This window comes from Pseudomonas grimontii (assembly GCF_007858185.1).
GTDB lineage: Bacteria > Pseudomonadota > Gammaproteobacteria > Pseudomonadales > Pseudomonadaceae > Aquipseudomonas > Aquipseudomonas grimontii.
Map to the genome: position 1 here is coordinate 1 of NZ_VFES01000022.1, position 20,319 is coordinate 20,319.

Sequence of the window (20,319 nt, forward strand, 5' to 3'; positions counted from 1 at the left end):
GGGATATCAGCCATTTTTTGATGCACCGGTACAACTGGATTCGACCGCACCAATTTAATGGTGGGCTGCCACCGGCTCAGGCCGAGAAAAAACTTAACGTCGTGTCCGGGATTAGTTGACCACTACAATATGACCTCTTTTTGCCCCTCCGCCCGCTCTCTTTCCGGGGGGTTGATAACCAATATGAGGTGATTTCGGCCCTTCTTTGCTTGGGACTAGTATTGGGTCATCAATATTTACTTCGGCCACTTTATTTGGGCCGCTTTGTACACGCCGTTTTTTGGAAATGACTTCCATGCTAGTCTTTACTCTAATTTGGATACGCTGCATTCATCACTTGACAGAATGCAATGTGGCAAGCCACGTTCATGCGAAAATAAAGAACTCATGGTCGCCCATGTGCACAAGAAGCGTATGACTGACTTTGATTTCTAATGTCTGTTATTTTAAAAATTTTCATCATTACCTCTGATGTAAACGTTAGGGTCGCAAATTGAGATGCTCTTGGACTTAAATTCGATTAAGGAGTTTTTGTTGGCAGCATAGAAGCAGAGTTGACCCTTTTCTTTTTTTACGCTTACGTAAAAATTATCTCGGCCGGGTATGTTGAGTATTTTTAGATCGCTAATGCCATGACAATCAACACCAAGTCTGCAAACGTTGTAACCTTTGTTTTTCCATTTTTCCGGTAGAATATCTGGGAAATCAGGTATGTCGAACCCAATCCCCAGAGACGGTCGATCATTGTCTATTTGTAAGGAGAAGAGAGTGATTTCTCCTATCTCTACAGGCTGGCTAAAAATTTTTTCAAAGAATATGTTTTTATCTAGTTCATTCCAGTATTTCATTTTTTTTCCTGAAGAAGTAGTGTGCTTCTGCGTCGATGAGCTTTCCGTTCCGGGGTTGTTCAATAGGTCGTAGATTGAAATGTGTTGTTTGATCTCCAATTCCATCTGCTCTACCGTATTTATGCCCTGCAGAATGATCTTGAATAAGGACTTGTGAGCCATCTTTTCTTGTAAATTGATATACCCTCGTCTTGATGGGGTGGCCGGTGGCATCCAGTATTTTTTTATCATTCAAATCGGTCATATTTTCTATTTTGTACTGTGTCGTCCGTCCTGTTTTCGGGTGGGTCATCACATCTGGGCTCTGATTCATCGGTATATGGGCATCTCTTTTAGCTTGCCTGAAAGCCCCCTTACGAGAAACGTCAGGGGCATCCGGTTCAGTAGGAGTAGCGCAAGCGGGATTTTTCCTTATTGATCCAGGGCAATTTGCGCTGAGCCCCAAAGGATCAACCCACCCGGTCGGGTTGGGCGCGTACAAGTACGCATTGATCCCACCCGCCAGCTTCACCGGGTCCGGCGTCAGATAACGACCAATATCTGGATTGTAGTAGCGATGACGGTTGTAGTGCAGTCCGCTTTCCTGATCAAAGTACTGACCCTGAAACCGTAGCGGGTTGTCGATTTTGCCTTTGTCGAGACGGCTGATCTGGCCGTAGGCGCGGTAGTGGGCGGACCAGACGATTTCGCCATCCGGTTCGGTGAGTTCCTGCGGTGTGCCGAGGTGGTCGAGTTGGTAGTGGAAAGCGTTGGTGTCTTGTGGCCCAAAGCCTTCCAACAGAACCAGCGGGCGAAAGCTATCCGGTTCATAGAGATAGGTGCGATGGCGTTCCGCATGGTGTTCAGCAATCAGCTTGTCGCCTTGCCAGAAAAACTCCGTCGTTAGGCCGTCAACGGTTTTGCTGATGCGCCGCCCAAACGGGTCGTAGCGATAGCTCGCGGTTTGGCCGTTGGGTTGGGTAATGCCGATCAGGCGGTGTTGGCAGTCGTAGCGGTATTCGGTAATCAGCGCGTGCCCACGGCCCCGTCGTTCGCGGATCAGGTTGCCGAAGGCGTCGTAGTCGTACTGACGGTCGCCTTGGATCATTAGGCGGTTGCCGGCAACGATGTCGGGGCCGGGGCGGTCTTGCATCAGCAGGGTGCCGGCAGGGGTGTGGCCGAAGCGTTCCTGCAGGTCTTGGGAGTGGTCGGCGCGGGTGAGGCGGCTTACGGGATCGTAGTGGTAGTGGTGTTCGCCTTTGCGGGTGTCGAGCAGGCGGGTGAGGTTGCCGGTTTTGTCGTAGTCGTATTGACGTTGGTAGAGGTGATCTTGTTGCTGGGTGATCGCGTGGGCGTGCAGGCGTTGCTGGTCGTCGTAGTGGTAGTGGCTGAGGAGTTGGCCTTGTTGGCGTTGGTGTTCTTGGCCGGCCTTGAACAGATGGGAGGTCAGCGGCGCGCCGTTTAATTCGACGTTGGCGAGGTGGCCGCCTTTGCTGTGGTTGAACACCAAGCGGTTGTTGTCGGGCAGGCGCAGGTTTTTAAGTTGGCCGCAGGCGTCGTAGCCGTAGCGCAAGGTGCCCCAGCCTTGGTGTTCGGCGGTGAGGCGGTTTTGTTGGTCGTATTCGTAGGCCAGCGCCCAGTGGCCGTCATCGACGCTGAGAAGGTTGCCCTGACGGTCGTAGGCATATTCAACAAGGCCGCCGTCGGGCAGGGTTTTTCGTACGAGGCGGTCAGCGTGATCGCGTTCGTAACGAGTGACTAACTGACTGCCATCGTCGCCGTATTCGGTCTTTTCCAGCAGATTGCCGTTGAGGTTGTAGGCATACGCCGTACGCTGCCCGTCAAACCCGGTTTCCTGCTGGATCAGCCCGTTGGGGTGATAAGCAAGTCGGTAGGTCTCGCCAACCTCGTTTTCGATCTCGGTCAGCAGTAATCGCGCATTGTCGTAGCGGTAGTTGACCTGGGTACCGTCGGCGTTGATGCGCCGACTGATCAGGTGCAGGCCGTCGGCGTATTCGTAGCGAGTAACGTGGCCCCGTTCATCGCGTTCGGCGGTGATTTTTCCGTAGGGGTTGTAGCTGTATTCCCTACAAGCACCGCCGGGTAAAGCGACACGCGTTAACCGACCGACACTGTCCCATTGGTACTGGGTCAGCGCCCCATGTTCATCCTCACGGGCAATCTGTCGGCCAAGATCGTCATAGCGGTACCGCTTGATCCCGCCATTGGGCAGTTGTTCCTCTATGAGCTGCCCACGATCATTCCACACCAGTCGCTGACAACTGTGATCGGGATACCAAACCCCAACCAGTTGCCCGTATTTGTTGTAGCTGTAGTCCGTGACATGGCCGTCGGGATCGATCTTACGAATGACATCGCCCTGGTCATTGCGCTCGTACTTCCAGACCGCCAGACCCCGCCTTACAACCCGTACGAAGCCATTGTCATGCTCGTAGGTTGTTGGCTCATCATCCCCGGGAAACAACGCCACCAACCGTCCGGCTTCGTCGTACTGATACGCCGTCACAGCGCCCAGAGGATCCTGCTCGACCGTCAGCCGACCCTTGTCGTCATAGGATTTGAAATGCGAAGCACCGTCCGGATCAATCCGCTGTACCAGCCGCGCCCGGTCGTCATGGACATACACTTCCTGGCTGCCATCGGCGTTATGTACCGTGACACGGCCGTCATCTCCCCAGGCATACCGCGTATCCATCTGGGAAAAACTGGCCCAATGCCGCACACACCGCGCGGCCTTGCCAGCCCGTTCCCATTCCCAAAAGAAACTCGCCCCACCGGCCAGCCCACGCTCAAGAATCACGTGCTGATCGTCGTAGCGATAAACCTCGCTTTCGCCTATCGCATTGGTCGCCGAGACCAGCCGGCCAGCGTCGTCATAGGCGTAGGAAACGACGTTCTGCTCCGTGACCCAAACGTAGGGTTCACGTCCCTTGGCCCGCTGCACCTGGTAGTCCACTGCCACGATGCGACCCGACGCATAGCGCAGGAACAGCGCACAACCCGCCCCGTTATCCAGCCGCTCAATCCGCCCCAAATAATCCCGAGAAATCCGCAGCCGGTTGTCGTACGCATCACTGATCGAGACCAGCACACCGTCGCGAAAGTGATAAAACCGCGATGCCTGGGCCAGCACTAATTCATCTGGCGATGCGCCCAAATAGATCGCTGCTTCGGCCAAGCTGTTGGTGATTGCAGGCCGAGCAACGGTCGGCATCGGAAACGAAGTACTGCGGTTCTCATGGTCCGTCCACACGACGGAATCGCCCGACACCACCAGCCGATGCGCCAGCGAATGACTCCAGCCAAACCCCAACCCGCCATCCACTTCCACCGCACTGGTGCGATACAACCGGGTCCACTCAAACGGCAAGATCCCATCCAACGTGCCATCGGTGAGAGTGAGCAACTCCTCCCCGGTAACCATCGACACGGGGCAGCCGTTGGTTACCGTCTTATCCGAAGCCGCCGCCGCATCCCCATTCGGGTTCTTCCCCGAAACAGGCACATCATCCACAGGCTCCTGCCTGACCAATACCGTCTGCTGGGTCTTCTTGCGAACCGCCGGCACGGGGTTCGAAACCACATGCTCCCCAGCCTTCAACGGCGCAACCGGTACGGTTTTGATCGCTGTCGTCGGGCCACTGAGCAGCAAAGGCTTCACCGCCTCGACATGCGCGTCCAACTTCGGCCCCACCAACTGATCAGCCAGCCTCTCCAGCCACTGGCGCGCTCGTCCGGATTTGATATGTCCCAGCACCTGAGCGCCCAGGCGAATCTGCACGCCCATGCCACGGGTCGCCCAGATCAGAAATAGATTGATCAGTACCTCTCCGGTGATCTCGCCCAGCACTTCATACATCTCGGGCGGCGGTAGCAGGCGTATCCAACTGACCATGGCCGACAGATAGATAAACAGCAGCGGCTCATCGCTGAGCACCAACAGCCCCTTTGCGATGGCGTCGCTGCCCAGCCTCAGCAGTTCATCAAGTTCGGCCTGGGTGATGTACTGCAGCAATTTCTCGCTGTTGGCCTTAAGGTCCGCCAGCAAGTCATACAGCTGCGTAACGTTGTCCCACAGGTTGTAGAGCGCCTTGGCCATCCCGCTTGAAAACGCCAAACCTTGCATCGCGCTACGTTCGAGCGGCGTGGCGTTGGCGAAGTCGTCCCATTGGGGCTGGAAGGTCTTGGTCCATTCGTCACGCAGGCGACCTTCCAATCCCGCGATCACCGACTGATAAGACGCATACAGCGCCTTGACGTGATCCTTGGAAACGTTGGGATAGAAGGTGATTTGGTACGGCTGGTTGCGATCACACTCGGTGATTTCGAGGATGCCGCTGGGGCCGATGGTTCGATGGAGTGGTGCGCCGAGCGGGCTGCCGTCCTGGGCAATGGCTTGCAGCATCACCGGCGTATTGCCGATTGGCACAAATCGAGTGCTTTCGAACATATGCACCAGAGTCAACGATCCCTGGGTATCGCACGTGGCGACCGTTTTACTTGGGGCGTTGGAAGAGACCGGCGCCACCAGCGCCACCTCTTCCCCAACTTTGAACACTTGCTCCACTTCCAGTGCCGAAACACTCCAGAAGCTCCCGGCCCACTCATCAAAGGTGTTCAGGCAACCGCGAAAGTCACGAAAGACGCGCTCAACGTCCGGCGCCTTGGCATCCATGGGGGCCAGGACAAAGCTGGCAATGACAGGAATCAAGAGGCAGCCCAGACAACCTGGGCATTAACGGGTAGGTGCATCGGCGGTCCCTCGCACTGAATGATCAGGCGAGAGACTTTGGAGAGGTTCGTCAGGTAAAGAAGTCGGCGCTATTCGCCAGGACGGCTAGGAGGGTTCGCCAAAACTTCGGGTAAACGGGGAGTCGATCGTAGGAGTCGGATTACAGGTGGAGAAGCCCTACAGCTTCAGTTGCCCAATCGCCTTGCTCAACTCCCCAGCCAACGTCGCCAGCTCATTGCTGGTGGTCGCCGAATCAACCGTCTGTTGCACGGTGTTTTCGGTCACATCACGAATGCTCACCACCGCGCGGTTCATCTCTTCGGCCACATGGCTTTGCTGTTCGGCGGCGACGGCGATCTGGGTGTTGCTTTCACGCATCTGCGCCACGGCGCTGGTGATTTCGGCGAGCGCTGTGCCGGCTTCCAGGGCTTGTTGTACGCAGTCGTCGGCCTTGAACGAGCTTTCCTGCATGAAGTCCACCGCGTCGCGGGTGCCGGCCTGCAGGGCTGAGACCATGCGGGTGATTTCGTCGGTGGAACTTTGCACGCGCTTGGCCAGGTTGCGCACTTCGTCAGCGACCACGGCAAACCCACGGCCCATTTCCCCGGCGCGAGCGGCTTCGATGGCGGCGTTGAGGGCGAGCAGGTTGGTCTGTTCGGCGATGCTGTGGATCACACTGACCACGCTGTTGATTTTCTGGCTGTCCTCGGCCAGCTTTTGGATCATTTCGGCGGTCTGTTGCACGCCGGAAGACAGGCCGGCGATTGAATGTTGTACGCGGGTGACCACTTCCTGACCGCTGCCAGCGAGGGTGTCGGCGGTCTGGGACAAGTCGCGGGTGGCGCCGGCATGTTGGGCGATGTGGTAGACGGTGGCGGTCATTTCGTTGATGGCGGTGGCGGCCTGGTCGGTCTCGCTTTGCTGGCCAAGCATGCCGTGTTGTACCTCGTTCATGCTGCTGGCCAATCGAGCGGCACCATCGTCCAGTAGCTTGGCGGTGCGCGCGACGGTGTTGACCACTCGCTGATAGCCCGCTTGCATGGCATTGAAGGCGCTGGCCATCTGGCCGACTTCATCCTTGCAGGCCAATGGCACGCGGGCCGACAGGTCGCCGGTTTTCTCCACGTGCAGCATCACGTCCTTGAGGGTATTGAGCTGGCTGAGCAGAAAGCGGATCAGCAATTGCGACGCGCAGAGCATCGCCAGCATCAGGATCAGCACCGCCACGGCATAGTTGGCGAAGCGTTCACTGAATACTTGGCTGAGGCTGGGTGCGTGGGCGAGCACGGCAATGTATTGCCCATCAGGGCGGGCGATCACTTCTGCGCCCATCAGCGTGTTTTCGCCGAACAGCGGCATGTGGTTGAGTTCGACCCAACCCGTGGTGGTGCTCAGGGCTGTCAGATCCTGATCGGCAAGCTGTGGGACTTGGCCGCGGGCAAATGTCAGCCAGTGCTCGCTCTTGGGCAGGGCTTTGTCGGCCGGCCAGGCACCGAGCAATTGCGCCTGGGCTTGTGCCGAGGCCTGGGACGCCTGGCTGCGCGATTGCTGCTCGAGATGCACGGCGTACAGCACCAGAAGCAGGGTCGTGATAAAGGCGACCGCGTTGACGGCCCAGAATTTGTATTTCAGCGAGATATTGCTAAGCCAGGCACCCATGGAAGGTTTTCTCTGATAGCGGAAACAGCATTGGCAAGGTGCCATTATTGTGCCGCTACTCAGAAAAACGGTTTTGACATGGGTCAATGCGCCGCATCAATCCACCGCAGGCAGTCCAAAAAACGCGCGGGCACAGGCGGTGCTGTGCTGAGCCAGGTCCTCCACCGTTTCGTTGCGGTGCAGGGCGACTTCGCGCAGCACTTCCGGTAGGTAGGCCGGTTCGTTACGGCCGTTTTTCGGTTTTGGACGCAGGGTGCGCGGCAGCAGGTAGGGCGCATCGCTCTCGAGCATCAGACGACCGCGAGGAATTTCTCCGACCAGCGGATGCAGGTGAGTCCCACGGCGTTCATCGCAGATCCAGCCGGTGATGCCGATGTGCAAATCGAGATCGAGGTAGCTGAACAGCGCCTGTTGTTCGCCGGTGAAGCAATGCACCACGGCGGCGCTCAGGTGGTCGCGGTAGTCCTTGAGGATCTCCAGCAGGCGTTGGTTGGCGTCGCGCTCGTGGAGAAACACCGGCAGCTTGAGCTCAACCGCCAGAGCCAAGTGCTCTTCCAGGACTTTTTCCTGTTGCGGGCGGGGTGAGAAGTCACGGTTGAAATCCAGCCCGCATTCGCCCACCGCACGTACGCGGCTTTCGCTGAGTAAACCGCGCAGACGCTTGGCGCTATCGCCGTTCCAATCGCTGGCGGAGTGGGGGTGGATGCCGGCAGTACTGAACAGGCGTTGGCCGCTGTCATCGAGGTTTACGCACAGTTCCAAGGCCTGTTCGCTGCCGTCGACGCTAGTGCCGGTCAGCACCAATTGTTGCACGCCGGCCGCATAGGCGCGGTCGAGAACGGCCTGGTGCTTCTCGTCGAAACTGGGGTTGGTCAGGTTGACGCCGATATCAATGAGTTGCATGGTGCTATCTCCGCCTGCGGCCGGAAAGCATATCAGAGCTGTAGATTTATAAGAAAAACTAAGAACTACAACGAGTTATAGCTGTCTTTGAACGTCGCAAGTGACATCGTGGTTGGCTGAACGCCTCGCACTGTGCCACCGTTGCGCGTCTTGCCAGCGCTTAAAGCGCTCTGTTTCTGACCCCCAATACCTCGTTTTTCGCGAGGGCATTGGCCAGTATTCTTTCCGGAGAGCGGATGATCCGACCCTCGGCGTTGCTTATGTTGTGCCTGACGCTGCTGCTGCCCATGGCGGCGGTCGCGCGTCTGGACGGGCCGCTGGAAGTGACCAAGCCCGGCAAAGTGCGCGACCTGGCGGAGATTCGCTCGAGTCGCACCCTGCGTGTACTGGTCAACCAGAGCCGTAACAGTTCCGGCGAGGTCCAGGGCCAGGCCATCGGTGTCGAATACCATCGCCTGCGTGCGTTCGAGCAATACCTCAATGGCCACGCCCGTGATGGCCAGGAAATCAACCTCAGGATCATTCCCAAGGCCAAGGACCAACTGCTCGGCGCACTGGCTCGTGGCGAAGGCGACCTGGTGGCCCCCGGTGAATTGCTGGATGTAAAGGCCGCGCACAAGATCAGCACCAGCGATCCGATCGCCAGTGGTGTGCCGTTATGGCTGGTCGGGGTGAAGGGAGAGCGGCGGTTTACCAAGCTGGAGCAGTTGTCCGGGCGTACCCTGGCGCTGACCACCGGCAGCGCGGCGGCGGATGCCATCAGCCAGGTCAACCAGAAGCTGGCCTTGCACAAACAGCCGCCGGTCAAGGTGGAATGGGTTGACCCCACCCTGGCCGTGGAGGATGTGCTGGAGATGGTCCAGGCGGGTATTTTTCACCTGACTATCGTCGAGAAGCCGATTGCTGAACGCTGGTCGAAGATCCTGCCCAAGTTGCGCTTCGACAAGCAGGTGGCGATCAGCGAACCGGGTGACGAGTACTGGTTTGTGCGCCAGGACGCCTCGATGCTGCGGGCCAGTATTGATCGATTTCTCAAGACCTATCGCACACCGTCCGATCAGGATGTGGCATTCCAGCGCATCTACCGACGCCTCTACCAGGTGCGCAACCCGCTGGCCCGCGCCGACCGCCAGCGCCTGGAAAAACTGCGCCCGGTGTTACAAAAACACGCTCGTGAGCAAGGCATGGACTGGCTGAACCTCGCGGCGCTGGCGTTCAAGGAGTCTGCCTTCGACCCGGGTGCGCGCAACAGCGGAGGCCCAACCGGCCTGATGCAGATCACCCCTTCGGCGGCGCAGCGGGTGGGCGTCAACAATATCGAAAGTCTCGACAGTAATGTGCAGGCGGGCGCGCGTTACCTGGCGTTGATCCGTCGCAAATTCTTCGCCAGCCCCAAGCTCAACGAGCGCGAGCGCATGGCCTTCGTATTGGCCGCGTACAACATGGGGCCGGAGCGAGTGCAGGGTATGCGCGCCGAGGCCAGGCGCCGTGGACTGAATCCCAACCAATGGTTTTTCCAGGTGGAACGCATTGCCATGGAGCAGGTGGGAATGGGGGGCGTCAGCTATGTTAATAGCGTCAACAAGTACTACTTGGCGTTCGATCGGGAGCGAGAGTCCCTGGAGCCGCCATCGCCGAAAATCGCTTCACGGAAATAATCGATTTTATCGATATTAATCAGGCATTTTTTCGGCTTTTATCATTGCTTAAACTGATTAATATAGCGGCCAACCAACCCCTACTTCGAAAAGGATTCACCCCATGAGCCCAATGATCAAAAGCCTGTTGTCCACTCGTGCCGGCTACGGCCTGACCATCCTGCGCATCGTGGTCGGCATCATCTTCGCCGCCCATGGTTCGCAAAAACTCTTCGGCTGGTTTGGCGGCTATGGCCTGGCAGGCACCGCCCAGTGGATGGAAAGCATCGGCCTGGCGCCGGGTACCCTGATGGCGCTGCTGTCGGGCGGAACCGAGTTCTTTGCCGGCCTGGCCCTGATCATCGGTTTGCTGGTACGCCCGGCCGCCTTGGGCCTGACCATTCTGTCGCTGGTGGCGATCTTCTCGGTGCATATCCATAACGGTTTGTTCATGGCCAACAACGGTTATGAGTTCGCACTGGCCTTGCTGGGCGGCTCCCTGGCGGTGCTGCTGGAAGGTGCCGGCAAACTGTCTGCCGACCGCGCCATCGCTAACTGATCGCTCTGCAACACCCTGGATAGGCCCGCCATGCGCGGGCCTTTTCGTTGCTCAGGATTCTTGACACCGCCCCACCGGCTTCTCTAGGATGCTGCTCATGCGCCGATTTAAACAGCTAATTGCGGGGCGCCACTGGGTCTCAATAGGACCCGACAGAAGCCTGTCTTCCCCTGCGGAGGCAACTTCGAAATACCGCTAAAGCGCTGGTTCGGTGTTGCCTCTCACCTGCCCGCAGACTTTTGAGGCAGAGACACGACACAATGAATGCACTACGCCCCCTGATACGCCTGGCCCCGATCACCGCGGACCTCACCCAACGCAATCCGAAAATCCTCCTGGGCGGTAAGCACCAGCCTACGCTCTTACGTTATCTGGACGGGTGGCCACGTCGCAGCGGGCGGCCATCGGCATTCTTGATTCAGTTTGTTGAAGATGGCGACTCTCTTGCTCGTTTTGCGAATAACAGCTTCGATCTGGCGGTTATCCAGGCCCCCAGCGCGAGCAACGCGCAGGAAGTCATTCGACAATTGACACGCATTGCCCGGCAGGGGCTGATTGCCAGGCGTTGAACGGTCAGTGGAGCACGACCTCCGCTTGCAATCGACGCCGTCGATTACCTAGAAAAACCATCCAGGCAACAAGGCATAGCATCAGCGGTATCGCCAAGGTCGCGACCATTTTTATAGCGAACTCCAGGCGATGCACCTGCGCGTATGTCTCGGCCCTCAAGGCATGTAATTCCATCGGTAAGCGTAGGCGTTCCTTGTTGAGCGCCACCAGTTGGTTGTTAGTGTCCACTGACTGGGAGCCGAGGGGGACCGTCATTGGGTTCAGCATTTGCCATTCCTGTTCCGTCCGTAGCAGGCGCCGCTCCAATTCAATCGCTCTCTGACCGTAGGCCTGTTCGGCGCTGTGGCGCATCCGTTCCAGCTTGTGCGGTGATGTGTCCGCTGGCGCGCGGGGGCGAATATTGGTCAGCGCATCACCGGCGGCCAAGTTATCCAGTGTATTCAAGATAAACAGCGCGTTGCTATCGGGTGCTGAGCTGTTGAATTGATCCATGAGTAAATCGGTGTCGGCGACTACCACTACATGGATCTGCGCCGCTTCTTGCAAACCTGTCGGCGTCCCTTCAATGCCGTCGGGGAATGCTGAATAGGCCGGTCCCTCTATACGGGCTGCAATCACATGCTGTTGCGCTCGGGGGGAGGCCTCATCGGTCGTGGAGTCGACCTCGATTGCTGACGCAAACCGGTTGGTTTCCAGCAACTCGGATTGACCGGAGCTTTGCAGAAGGGGAGTGAGGGTTGTGCGAGCTTTTTTGCTGCCAAAGAGTGCGCCGCTGCTCGATACCGTCACGGTATTCAATTTCCAGGTGCTGATATCGTACGTGTTCATTGCCTGCCGAGGCAGGTTCAACCTGACCGGATACTGCACTGTGAGCTCCCCAGGCTCTGGAGCCTGCGACGCCGCGTAGCGGTGGTCGACCAGGAATTTATCCGCTGGCATCTCTATCCCCCAGGCGGCAAGCAACTCAGCCAGTCGCGATGGGGCGGATGTGATGCCCAAGCTTTGCTCGCTTACGGGGTCGATAAATACCATCAATTTACCTCCCCTCAATACAAACTGTTCAATTTCATACAGCGATTGCGCAGGCAGCGCCTGTGGGTGCACGACCATGAGCGTTTTGACTTGTTCCGGTACGCCCTTGGCGGTCGCTTCCAAGTTGATAAGGCTGAAATGTCGCCGCAGTTCCCCCAGCAGCCGGCCTGCAGATTCTCCCATCTCCAGCCCTGAAAGCAGTCCGATAACGGGGCGCTCCGGATGTTGCAACTTGTAGATCAGATGGCTGATTTCATATTCGAGCAATGGCTCCCGGTCCAAGCTGAATGAGCCGATGCGTTGTGCTCCGTGGCCGGCGCGGGTGCCGATCAGACCCATGAAGCCCGCAGTGTCGTCGAGACCGAAAAGCCTTGCTTTGTAGGCGTCTTCTGAAAAAGGCACGGGATCAATAAGATGCAGGTTAATCATGCCCTTCGCTGCTTTTTCGTACTCCTGCAACCGGTCTTTGATGCGCTTGCCATAGCGCTTCAAGGCGTAGCTTCGTTCCGGGTCGTTCTTGGCATTGAAGTAATATAAATCCAGAGGGTGTTCCAGTGACGCGAGTAACTGTCGTACTTGAGGAGATAACGTATGGGTTTTCTCTTGTGAAAAGTCCCATCGGATATCAGGAAGCTTTCCTACCCACACTAAGTTGAACGCCAGGAATAGTAACCAGATGACAGTGAGTGTCATGCCGGGGCGCAGAGTCGGTCGCATAGAAGGCTTTCCTTCTCAGCTATGTTTGTAGTTGAGGGTTACTGTTGTCGCTGAGAGAAAGGCTAAGATCATGCTAATGAAGTAAAGTGTGTCACGAAGCGTGAATTTTCCATTGTCGATAGCGCTGTACCTCGAAAAAGGGCTGAGGGAGACCAGGCTGTCTACCGCCCAGAGTGGGGCTTGATGTTCAAGTGCATCGAGCAAATAAGAGAACCCACTGACAGTGAGCATTAAGCCCACTGTCAATATGAAGAGGGCAGTGCGTTGACGCACCAGCGTGAAAATAAAACAACCGACAGATAAATAACTGCCTGCCAGCAACCAGCTCGACATGAATTGCGAGGCGATAACGCTGTTGTCCGCCCCGCCCAAGTAATTGGCAATGATGACGAGAGGGAAGGTCAATATCAGGGCTATGCCCGACACGACCCAGGCAGCAAAAAATTTACCCATAACCCATTCAAAGGTCGTGATGGGTAATGTTTTCATAAGGTCGCGAAAACCTGTATTGGACTCGTCCGCCCAGAGTTGTGCCGCCAATACAGGGATCAATAAAAAATAGAGCCAGGGGTGTAGCTGGAAGAAAACCTGCAAGTTGCTGCTGTCTTCTTCTGGCCAAGAACTCATGTGCAGCCCCAGCGCCACGGACACTACTGAAAAAATGGCAACACTCAGATAGGTGCTGGGGGTGCCAGCATGATGAGCGAGCTGACGCTTGAAAATGACGGGCAGCAGTTTCAAAGGGGGGTCTCTCGGCTCAGATAGTGAACTACGTCGCTAATGCGACCTGGCTCTACGTTCAGTGAGTTGATTTTCCAGCCGCGATTGGCAATGAGCGTATTTATATGGGGGTAGATGGTGTGCCCCGGCATGGCCAGGACGGTCACTGTACCGGGGGCATGCCGATGTTCTTCAATGCCTGCCACCCCGGGCAGTACGGCGAGCGCCAGCAGGTCCAAGGGGGCGTCTGCAGCGAGGGTGACCGCCTGGAAATGGCGAGAGTCCCGTTGCAAATCAGGCATGAGAGTATCGGCCACCAAGCGATCACCGGCGATAACCAGTGCGCGTGTACAGAGCTTGGACAATTCATCGCAGTGGTTGGAAGCGACGATTACCGTCATTTCTTGTGTCAGTGACTGGATGAGCGTCATGAATTTGTGTTTCTGATCGGGTGCGAGCCCCTCGGTCGGCTCATCCAGTAAAAGTAATGCCGGGCCATGCAGGATGGCCTGGGCAATGGAGACCTTGCGCTTCAAGCCAACGGAGAGCGCTGCGAGTGGCTCGCTGAGCACCGGCAACAATTCCAGTCGTGTCGCAGCCAGCTCCACCTGTGCGTGTTTTTCGGTACCACGTAGTCCGCGAATGGCTGCGATGTAGTCAAGGAACTCTTTAACCGACATCGTAGGATGACTGACGCATTTTTGAAGTTGGTAGCCGATTAGTTTTTTCGCTTTGAGTGGATGGGCTTTAGTACTGATGCCTTGGATTTTTATATGCCCGCCGGAAGGGGTGGTTGAGCCCGATATTAGATCGAGAAGTGCTGTTTTAGCTGTAGGATTTTCTCCAAATAGTCCAAGGCATTCCTGTTTGTTTGCGCTAAATGAAAAATCGCTGATTATTTTTTTCTTGTTCAGGTGCTTTGTCAAGTTGATTATTTCGATCATTTAGCTTGGTGTGACCGTAGGGGGGGAGTTTGAAAAAAGGGTACGAGTAATAGCTGTTTTTGGGAACGTCCATCAATGCTAATAAGAAAATTCCTACGTGCGCGCTAGTCGGGTCGCTGAAACAATTGTGTTGTGCTTATTGACCTTTAATTGTCGAGTATTTGTCTGAAGGTTATAGATGTTTTCCGAATTTTTAATGAGGCCTGATTACCATGATGCTTCTACGTACCCTTGTTCTTGAACGTGACGGTCAGGATGCTCCGGTCAACGGTGCATTGCTCTGTGGGTTTGCTGTAGGTCAGATTACCTCCAACTTCCTCGTGTATAGCTTGGATGAAGAGGTTGAGCCGGCTAGTTCCAGGGTCTATGTCGCAGTCTTGCGCAAAAAACTTGATAGGTATTTTCTGGGCGGGGTTGAGTCCAAGGACGACCTGAATGTGGCAATGCATGTGTTCAAACAAATTCTTACATCGGCGGCGGGCGTTAAGACGGGTAGTGCTACCGAAAATCAGGTTCCTTATCATTTTATCGATTTGAAAGGCTGCAAGCTGCCGCCTGCGAGGCCCGAGGACCATCACTCGGTGATCATCAAGAAAGCGCTGGTGATGAAAGTGATCACCCTGGGAATGTCTGCTCCGATGATGCCGGCAATCGAAAGCGCTTCATTGATTGTGCCTTCCATTCGCTTTTCGTCGAAAATGAGTGTGTCTGCCACGGGGGCGAATCCTCCCGAGCCTACCCAGCTTCCCGTACACGAGCCTATTGTAGAAGAGCCGCGGCAGATGCCAGTCGAGGCGCCTGTGACCATTATGCAGGCTGCACCTGTTGTCCTGAATGAGCCAGACGCCTCGGTGCAGCGCAAGCTTATGGCGCCAGCCGACCACGGTAGTTTGTTCGAAGTGGACAGTACGCTGACCAGCCTCGCGCGCGTCGCTCAGGAGCTGACCCAACAAAAACTCGCTGCAGTCGAACGGGAAACGGCGCTTGATCAATGGCAGGCCCGATTGCAGCAGCAGCAAACTCAGTTGGATGAGAAGACCCGGGATTTGGAGCAGCGCACCACTCAACTGCATGACCAGTCGTTGGCGGTCAGTCAGCGAGCCGAAGCACTCCGGGCGATGACCTCGCAAGTATCGGGCATGCGACAGAGCCTGCGGGGTGTGCTGCTTGAACTGGATCAGGCCTTGGATGGTTAGACTGGCCTGGCTACTTTCTCGGGTTCATTTATCATCAATGTCCGCGAACCGACGCCAGGGTGTAATTTCCTGGCCTATCGGCACCTATGGACATTGCCTGGGGATGCATGCGTTTGAGTACCAAGCTGATTACCAAAGAAGGTCATGAAGCGCTGAAGAAAGAGTTGGATTACCTGTGGCGCGAAAAGCGTCCGGATACCACGCGCAAGGTGACCTGGGCCGCCTCCCTGGGGGATCGCAGTGAGAACGCCGACTATCAGTACAACAAGAAGTTGCTACGCGAAATCGACCGGCGGGTGCGTTACTTGCGCAAGCGCCTGGAAGACATGCGGGTGGTGGAGTACATGCCCGAGCAGGAGGGAAAGGTATTCTTCGGTGCCTGGGTCGATATTGAAAACGAACAGGGCGAGACCAAGCGTTTTCGCATTGTCGGCTATGACGAAATTTATGATCGGATGGACTATATCTCCATCGATTCACCGATGGCCCGTGCGCTGCTGCGCAAGGAAGTCGACGATGAGGCCATTGTGCAGACCCCGGGAGGCGAGGTGTGCTGGTGGATCACCGCTATTGAGTACGTGAAGTAAGCGACGTTGGCCCGCCCCCGTAAGGGAGGCGGGTCATTGATCGCTCAGCCTTCGCGCAATACGGTCAGCGGGCTTGCATTCAACGCACGGCGTGTGCCGAACACCCCTGCACCGCCGATCAATACCGCGCCGATCACAGGCAGCAGCAATAGCCAGGGGTGCGGGTGCCAGGCCAGGTCGAAGGCATAGCGGTACAGCACCCACGTCACCAGCTCGGTGCCCAGCGCTGCCAGCAAGCCACTGACTGCGCCCAACAAGCCAAACTCGATACGTCGCGCCTTGACCAGCAGCTTGCGCTCTGCGCCCAGTGCTCGCAGCAGTGCGCCTTGGCGAATGCGTTCATCCAATGTGGCCTGCAGGCCGGAGAACAGCACGGCCATCCCTGCGGCGAGTACAAACAACAGCACGTATTCCACTGCCAGGGTCACTTGGGCAAGGATGCTGCGCAGTTGCTCCAGCAGCGCCTCCACCTGCAGGATGGTCACCGCCGGAAAGGCGCGGGACAGATCAACGATCTGCTGATCATGCCCAGGGGCGAGGTAGAAGCTGGTCAGGTAGGTGGCCGGCAGGTCCGTCAAGGTACCCGGTTGGAAAATCATGAAGAAGTTCGGCTGGAAGTTATCCCAGTTGATGGTTCGCAGGCTGGCAACCCGCGCCTCGCGATTTTCCCCGGCAATGGTGAACACCAGGTGATCGTTCAGCTTGAGCTTGAGGCTTTGCGCGACCTTGGCTTCTACCGAGACTCCAGGAATTCCATCGGTGGGTTGTTGCGACCACCATGAGCCTTCGGTCAGGGTATTGCCCGGCGGCAGGTCGGCGGCCCAGGTCAGGCTCAAGTCGCGTTGTACCGCGCGGTCACCACTGGAGTCCTTGCTGACTATTTCCTGTACAGGCTCGCCATTGATACTAATCAACCGCCCTGGCACGACCGGGTACAGCGGCGCTGACTGCGCCTGCACTTCCAGCAGGCGGGCACCGAAGGCGTCCTTATCGGCCGGCAGGATATTCAGGGCGAAATAATTAGGTGCGTCCTTGGGCAGCTGGTTTTGCCAGGTGTCCAGCAATTCGCCACGCAGCAGGGCGATCAAGCCCATGGACAACAGGATCAGGCCGAACGCCAGGGACTGGCCTGCCGCCGCCAGCGGGTGGCGCAGCAATTGGCCCAGGCCCAGGCGCCAGGGCAGGGACGCTCTGGCCAACAGGCGTCGCAGGCTCTGCAACAGCAGCAGAAGCAAGCCACCCAGCACCAGCGCGGCGACCACGCCGCCGCCCAGCAGGGCGAAGGTCAGCACCAGGTCGAGGCTCAGGCGCCACATGATCAGGCCCAGGGCGAACAGCGCAGCGCCGTAGACCATCCAGGTGCTGGACGGGATGGGCAGCAGGTCGCGCCTCAACACTCGCAGCGGTGGTACGCGACCGAGTGCGGCCAGCGGTGGCAGGGCGAAACCCGCGAGAGCGACCAGCCCGGTGCCGATCCCGGCGATGGCCGGCAACAGTCCACCTGGGGGAACGTCCGCCGGCAGCAGGTCGTGCAGGAAATAGAACAGGCCAAACTGTGCCAGCCAACCGAGCAGGGCGCCGGCCAGGCTCGCCAGCAAACCCAATACGCTCAATTGCAGGCTGAACAGCACCATGGCCTCGAGTCGCGATAACCCAAGGCAACGCAGCAACGCACTGGCGTCGAAACGTCGGGTGGCAAAGCGGTTGGCCGAGAGGGCTACGGCTACACCGGCCAACAGTACGGCCACCAGGCTGGCCATGTTCAGGTAGCGTTCGGCTTTGCCAAGGGCGCCGCCGATCTGCTGGTTGCCGTCCCGTGAATCCTGAAGACGCTGGTTGGCGGCGAGCCCCGGCTTGATCAGGTCACGATAGGTTTGCAGCGCGGTGCTGGCCTGCGGCCCACGCCACAATTCGCGGTAGCTGACGCGACTGCCTGGCTGGACTACCCCGGTGGCGTCCAGGTCCGCCAGGTTGATCATCACCCTGGGCGTCAGGCTATAGAAGTTGCCGGCGCGATCCGGCTCGTAGGTCAATACGCGTGCCAGGCGCAAGGTCTTCATACCCACATCGATACTGTCGCCGACTTTCAGGTCCAGTGCTGTCAGCAGCCGTGACTCCACCCAGGCTTCACCGGGTTTCGGTCCGCCGCCCGGGGTTTCGTCCCCAAAGGGTGCTGCTGCGCTCTTGAGCTCACCTCGCAGCGGATACTGCTCGTTGACCGCCTTGATGCTGGAGAGCTGGATGCCATTATCGGTGGCAATGACGCTGGAAAACTCAACCACGCGAGCGTGATCCAGGCCCAGTTCGGTCCCGGATCTGATTTGTTCGGGGCGGGCCGGTGAGCTGCCTTCGAGTACCAGGTCGGCGCCGAGGAACTCGGTGGCGCGTAACAGCATGGCACCGTTGAGGCGGGCACCGAAATAACCGATAGCGGTACTGGCGGCCACAGCCACCAACAGGGCGAAGAACAGCACACGCAATTCACCGGCGCGGGCATCGCGCAGTAATTGGCGCATGGCAAGGCTGAACAGGCGCAACAGCGGCAAGCGTGCCATCAAGGCTCCAGGGGGGCGACCATCAGGCCGGCTTCAAGGCGGATCAGGCGTCGGCAGCGATGAGCCAGGCGCTCGTCATGGGTAACCAGCACCAGGGTCGTACCGTTCTCTTTATTGAGTTCGAACAGCAGGTCGCTGATGCGCTCGCCGGTGTGGCTGTCGAGGTTGCCGGTGGGTTCATCGGCAAACAGCACGTCCGGTTCGGCGGCAAAGGCGCGGGCAATCGCCACCCGTTGCTGCTCGCCGCCGGAAAGCTGGCGTGGTGAGTGGGTCAGGCGCTGGCCGAGGCCCACGCGTTCCAGCAGATGCTTGGCGCGTGCGCGTGCGTCTTTGCGGCCATCCAGCTCCAATGGCAGCATGACGTTCTCCAGCGCATTGAGGCTGTCGAGCAGTTGGAACGACTGGAACACAAAGCCCACGTGTTCGGCACGGATGCGCGCGCGCTGGTCTTCGTCGAGGGTGCTGAGCGCCTGGCCGGCGAGGGTGACTTCACCGCTGCTGGGCAGGTCGAGGCCGGCCAGCAGGCCGAGGAGGGTGGATTTGCCGGAACCGGAGCTGCCGACGATAGCCAGGCTATCGCCCTTGTTCAGTTCCAGGCTCAGTTCGTGCAGGATAGTCAGTTCACCTTCCGCGCTGGGAACCACTTTGCTGAGGTTTCGCGCGGTGAGAATGCTTGCGCCCATGGAGAATCCGATGCGAATGTGGTTTTTGAGTGCTGGCCTGGCCTTTATGTGCATGGCCCAGAACGCAGCGGCGGGTACAGTCCTGATCGTTGGCGATAGTATCAGTGCCGGTTTCGGCCTGGATACCCGCAAAGGGTGGGTGGCACTGCTGGAGCAACGGCTCAAGAAGGAGGGTTTCGACGATAAAGTGGTCAACGCCTCCATCAGTGGTGACACCAGTGCCGGAGGCCTGGCGCGGCTGCCGGCGGCGCTTGCAGAGCATAAGCCGGACGTGGTTGTGATCGAGTTGGGCGGTAACGACGGCTTGCGTGGGCAGCCACCGGCGCAATTGAAACAAAATCTTGCGTCGATGATTGATCAGTCCAAGGCCGGCGGTGCCAAGGTGCTGTTGTTGGGGATGCAGTTGCCACCCAATTATGGCCCGCGATACACCACGGCATTCGCCGAAGTCTTCGGCACGCTGGCCAAGGAAAAAAACATCCCGCTGGTACCGTTTTTCCTTGAGGGCGTGGGTGGTCATCCGGAGCTGATGCAGGCTGATCAACTTCACCCGGCTGTCGGCGCCCAGGGCAAATTGCTGGAAAATGTCTGGCCGACGCTAAAACCGCTGCTATGACGCTTTTCTACCGGCAGGCTTTCGGCTAAGGTGGCGCCCCCCCGATCTGGAGCCCCCGATGTCGCGTCCTGCCTGGTCCCTGTTTAACTACCAACTGATCGAGCCGGACGAGCAGCTGGATCTGTTCGCCTGCCAGGAAGTGCGGGTGCATCTGGTGACACGTCAATTGGAACTGGGTGGCTCCATTGATCGCACGCTCTGCGGCACTTTATTGCCGGCTCAGCCCCGCTGGTCGCTGGTGGACCGTTCGATTTTCCAGGACCAGCGCCTGTGCCCTTTGTGCCGGGCCATCCTTGAGTCCCAGAAGCGCGGCACGCCGCCGATCTGGCCGGAGTTGCGTTTTGAGCTATAGAAGCAGCTA

At 57.8% G+C, this 20,319-nt stretch carries 17 protein-coding genes; 7 read left to right on the forward strand and 10 right to left on the reverse strand.

All coding sequences use genetic code 11. The features are described from left to right. Positions 1-111 precede the first annotated feature (111 nt). The 5 genes from FIV39_RS34040 to FIV39_RS26550 all read right to left on the reverse strand — a co-directional run bounded on the left by FIV39_RS34040 (position 112) and on the right by FIV39_RS26550 (position 8,142). A complete protein-coding gene (locus FIV39_RS34040; RefSeq protein ID WP_143513897.1) occupies positions 112-330 on the reverse strand; it encodes a polymorphic toxin type 47 domain-containing protein in 219 nt (72 codons plus the stop codon). Between the two features lie 116 nt (positions 331-446). Further along, positions 447-848 (reverse strand): Imm50 family immunity protein, encoded by a 402-nt coding sequence (locus tag FIV39_RS26535; protein WP_090407357.1) that lies wholly within the window; start codon positions 846-848, stop codon positions 447-449. Beyond that, positions 832-5,559, reverse strand: a complete 4,728-nt coding sequence (locus tag FIV39_RS26540) for an RHS repeat-associated core domain-containing protein (protein WP_090407355.1) — start codon at positions 5,557-5,559, stop codon at positions 832-834. Before FIV39_RS26540 ends, FIV39_RS26535 begins: the two co-directional genes overlap by 17 nt. Before the next feature lie 198 nt (positions 5,560-5,757). Further along, positions 5,758-7,239 carry a methyl-accepting chemotaxis protein gene (locus FIV39_RS26545; RefSeq protein ID WP_090407352.1) on the reverse strand — a complete coding sequence of 494 codons (1,482 nt, stop codon included), beginning with the start codon at positions 7,237-7,239 and terminating at the stop codon, positions 5,758-5,760. Between the two features lie 96 nt (positions 7,240-7,335). Then, positions 7,336-8,142, reverse strand: coding sequence for a TatD family hydrolase (locus tag FIV39_RS26550; protein WP_090407349.1), 807 nt, complete (start codon positions 8,140-8,142; stop codon positions 7,336-7,338). 236 nt (positions 8,143-8,378) lie between these two features. On the opposite strand from FIV39_RS26550, the gene FIV39_RS26555 reads away from it, so the two are divergent. From FIV39_RS26555 to FIV39_RS26565, 3 genes are all read left to right on the forward strand, one after another. Next, a complete protein-coding gene (locus FIV39_RS26555; RefSeq protein WP_146371648.1) occupies positions 8,379-9,800 on the forward strand; it encodes an MltF family protein in 1,422 nt (473 codons plus the stop codon). A gap of 103 nt (positions 9,801-9,903) precedes the next feature. Beyond that, positions 9,904-10,338, forward strand: coding sequence for a DoxX family protein (locus tag FIV39_RS26560; RefSeq protein ID WP_017529401.1), 435 nt, complete (start codon positions 9,904-9,906; stop codon positions 10,336-10,338). A gap of 260 nt (positions 10,339-10,598) precedes the next feature. Continuing rightward, positions 10,599-10,907, forward strand: a complete 309-nt coding sequence (locus tag FIV39_RS26565; RefSeq protein ID WP_090407344.1) for a hypothetical protein — start codon at positions 10,599-10,601, stop codon at positions 10,905-10,907. A 4-nt stretch (positions 10,908-10,911) separates the two neighbouring features. Here FIV39_RS26565 and FIV39_RS26570 read toward each other — a convergent pair whose 3' ends face one another. Genes FIV39_RS26570 through FIV39_RS26580 form a run of 3 tightly spaced genes read right to left on the reverse strand, consistent with a single transcriptional unit; the run spans position 10,912 to position 14,321 of the window. Next, a complete protein-coding gene (locus FIV39_RS26570) occupies positions 10,912-12,657 on the reverse strand; it encodes a Gldg family protein (protein ID WP_090407342.1) in 1,746 nt (581 codons plus the stop codon). Between the two features lie 15 nt (positions 12,658-12,672). Then, positions 12,673-13,398 carry an ABC-2 transporter permease gene (locus FIV39_RS26575; protein WP_090407340.1) on the reverse strand — a complete coding sequence of 242 codons (726 nt, stop codon included), beginning with the start codon at positions 13,396-13,398 and terminating at the stop codon, positions 12,673-12,675. Next, positions 13,395-14,321: an ATP-binding cassette domain-containing protein gene (locus tag FIV39_RS26580; protein WP_090407338.1), complete on the reverse strand. Its 927-nt coding sequence runs from the start codon at positions 14,319-14,321 to the stop codon at positions 13,395-13,397. The genes FIV39_RS26575 and FIV39_RS26580 overlap by 4 nt, the downstream gene beginning before the upstream one ends. A gap of 212 nt (positions 14,322-14,533) precedes the next feature. On the opposite strand from FIV39_RS26580, the gene FIV39_RS26585 reads away from it, so the two are divergent. Together FIV39_RS26585 and greB are read left to right on the forward strand one after the other, a co-directional pair. Beyond that, on the forward strand, positions 14,534-15,517 hold the full coding sequence (locus FIV39_RS26585; RefSeq protein WP_090407337.1) for a hypothetical protein: 984 nt from the start codon (positions 14,534-14,536) through the stop codon (positions 15,515-15,517). 113 nt (positions 15,518-15,630) lie between these two features. Beyond that, entirely contained in the window at positions 15,631-16,104 is a 474-nt protein-coding gene (gene greB / locus FIV39_RS26590) for a transcription elongation factor GreB (protein ID WP_053130756.1), read from the forward strand. 44 nt (positions 16,105-16,148) lie between these two features. Here greB and FIV39_RS26595 read toward each other — a convergent pair whose 3' ends face one another. Then, positions 16,149-18,659 carry an ABC transporter permease gene (locus tag FIV39_RS26595; protein ID WP_090407335.1) on the reverse strand — a complete coding sequence of 837 codons (2,511 nt, stop codon included), beginning with the start codon at positions 18,657-18,659 and terminating at the stop codon, positions 16,149-16,151. Continuing rightward, a complete protein-coding gene (locus tag FIV39_RS26600) occupies positions 18,659-19,342 on the reverse strand; it encodes an ABC transporter ATP-binding protein (protein ID WP_090407331.1) in 684 nt (227 codons plus the stop codon). Before FIV39_RS26600 ends, FIV39_RS26595 begins: the two co-directional genes overlap by 1 nt. 10 nt (positions 19,343-19,352) lie before the next feature. Here FIV39_RS26600 and FIV39_RS26605 point away from each other — a divergent pair, with 10 nt between their 5' ends. Then, on the forward strand, positions 19,353-19,958 hold the full coding sequence (locus FIV39_RS26605; RefSeq protein ID WP_167361127.1) for an arylesterase: 606 nt from the start codon (positions 19,353-19,355) through the stop codon (positions 19,956-19,958). A 58-nt stretch (positions 19,959-20,016) separates the two neighbouring features. Continuing rightward, a complete protein-coding gene (locus FIV39_RS26610) occupies positions 20,017-20,310 on the forward strand; it encodes a hypothetical protein (RefSeq protein ID WP_003172705.1) in 294 nt (97 codons plus the stop codon). Positions 20,311-20,319 lie beyond the last annotated feature (9 nt).

Coding starts and splice junctions, on each gene's coding strand:
- FIV39_RS34040 (WP_143513897.1), bottom strand. CDS start 330: ATGCAGCGTATCCAAATTAGAGTAAAGACTAGCATGGAAGTCATTTCC.
- FIV39_RS26535 (WP_090407357.1), bottom strand. CDS start 848: ATGAAATACTGGAATGAACTAGATAAAAACATATTCTTTGAAAAAATT.
- FIV39_RS26545 (WP_090407352.1), bottom strand. CDS start 7,239: ATGGGTGCCTGGCTTAGCAATATCTCGCTGAAATACAAATTCTGGGCC.
- FIV39_RS26550 (WP_090407349.1), bottom strand. CDS start 8,142: ATGCAACTCATTGATATCGGCGTCAACCTGACCAACCCCAGTTTCGAC.
- FIV39_RS26555 (WP_146371648.1), top strand. CDS start 8,379: ATGATCCGACCCTCGGCGTTGCTTATGTTGTGCCTGACGCTGCTGCTG.
- FIV39_RS26560 (WP_017529401.1), top strand. CDS start 9,904: ATGAGCCCAATGATCAAAAGCCTGTTGTCCACTCGTGCCGGCTACGGC.
- FIV39_RS26565 (WP_090407344.1), top strand. CDS start 10,599: ATGAATGCACTACGCCCCCTGATACGCCTGGCCCCGATCACCGCGGAC.
- FIV39_RS26570 (WP_090407342.1), bottom strand. CDS start 12,657: ATGCGACCGACTCTGCGCCCCGGCATGACACTCACTGTCATCTGGTTA.
- FIV39_RS26580 (WP_090407338.1), bottom strand. CDS start 14,321: ATGATCGAAATAATCAACTTGACAAAGCACCTGAACAAGAAAAAAATA.
- FIV39_RS26585 (WP_090407337.1), top strand. CDS start 14,534: ATGATGCTTCTACGTACCCTTGTTCTTGAACGTGACGGTCAGGATGCT.
- FIV39_RS26595 (WP_090407335.1), bottom strand. CDS start 18,659: ATGGCACGCTTGCCGCTGTTGCGCCTGTTCAGCCTTGCCATGCGCCAA.
- FIV39_RS26600 (WP_090407331.1), bottom strand. CDS start 19,342: ATGGGCGCAAGCATTCTCACCGCGCGAAACCTCAGCAAAGTGGTTCCC.
- FIV39_RS26605 (WP_167361127.1), top strand. CDS start 19,353: ATGCGAATGTGGTTTTTGAGTGCTGGCCTGGCCTTTATGTGCATGGCC.
- FIV39_RS26610 (WP_003172705.1), top strand. CDS start 20,017: ATGTCGCGTCCTGCCTGGTCCCTGTTTAACTACCAACTGATCGAGCCG.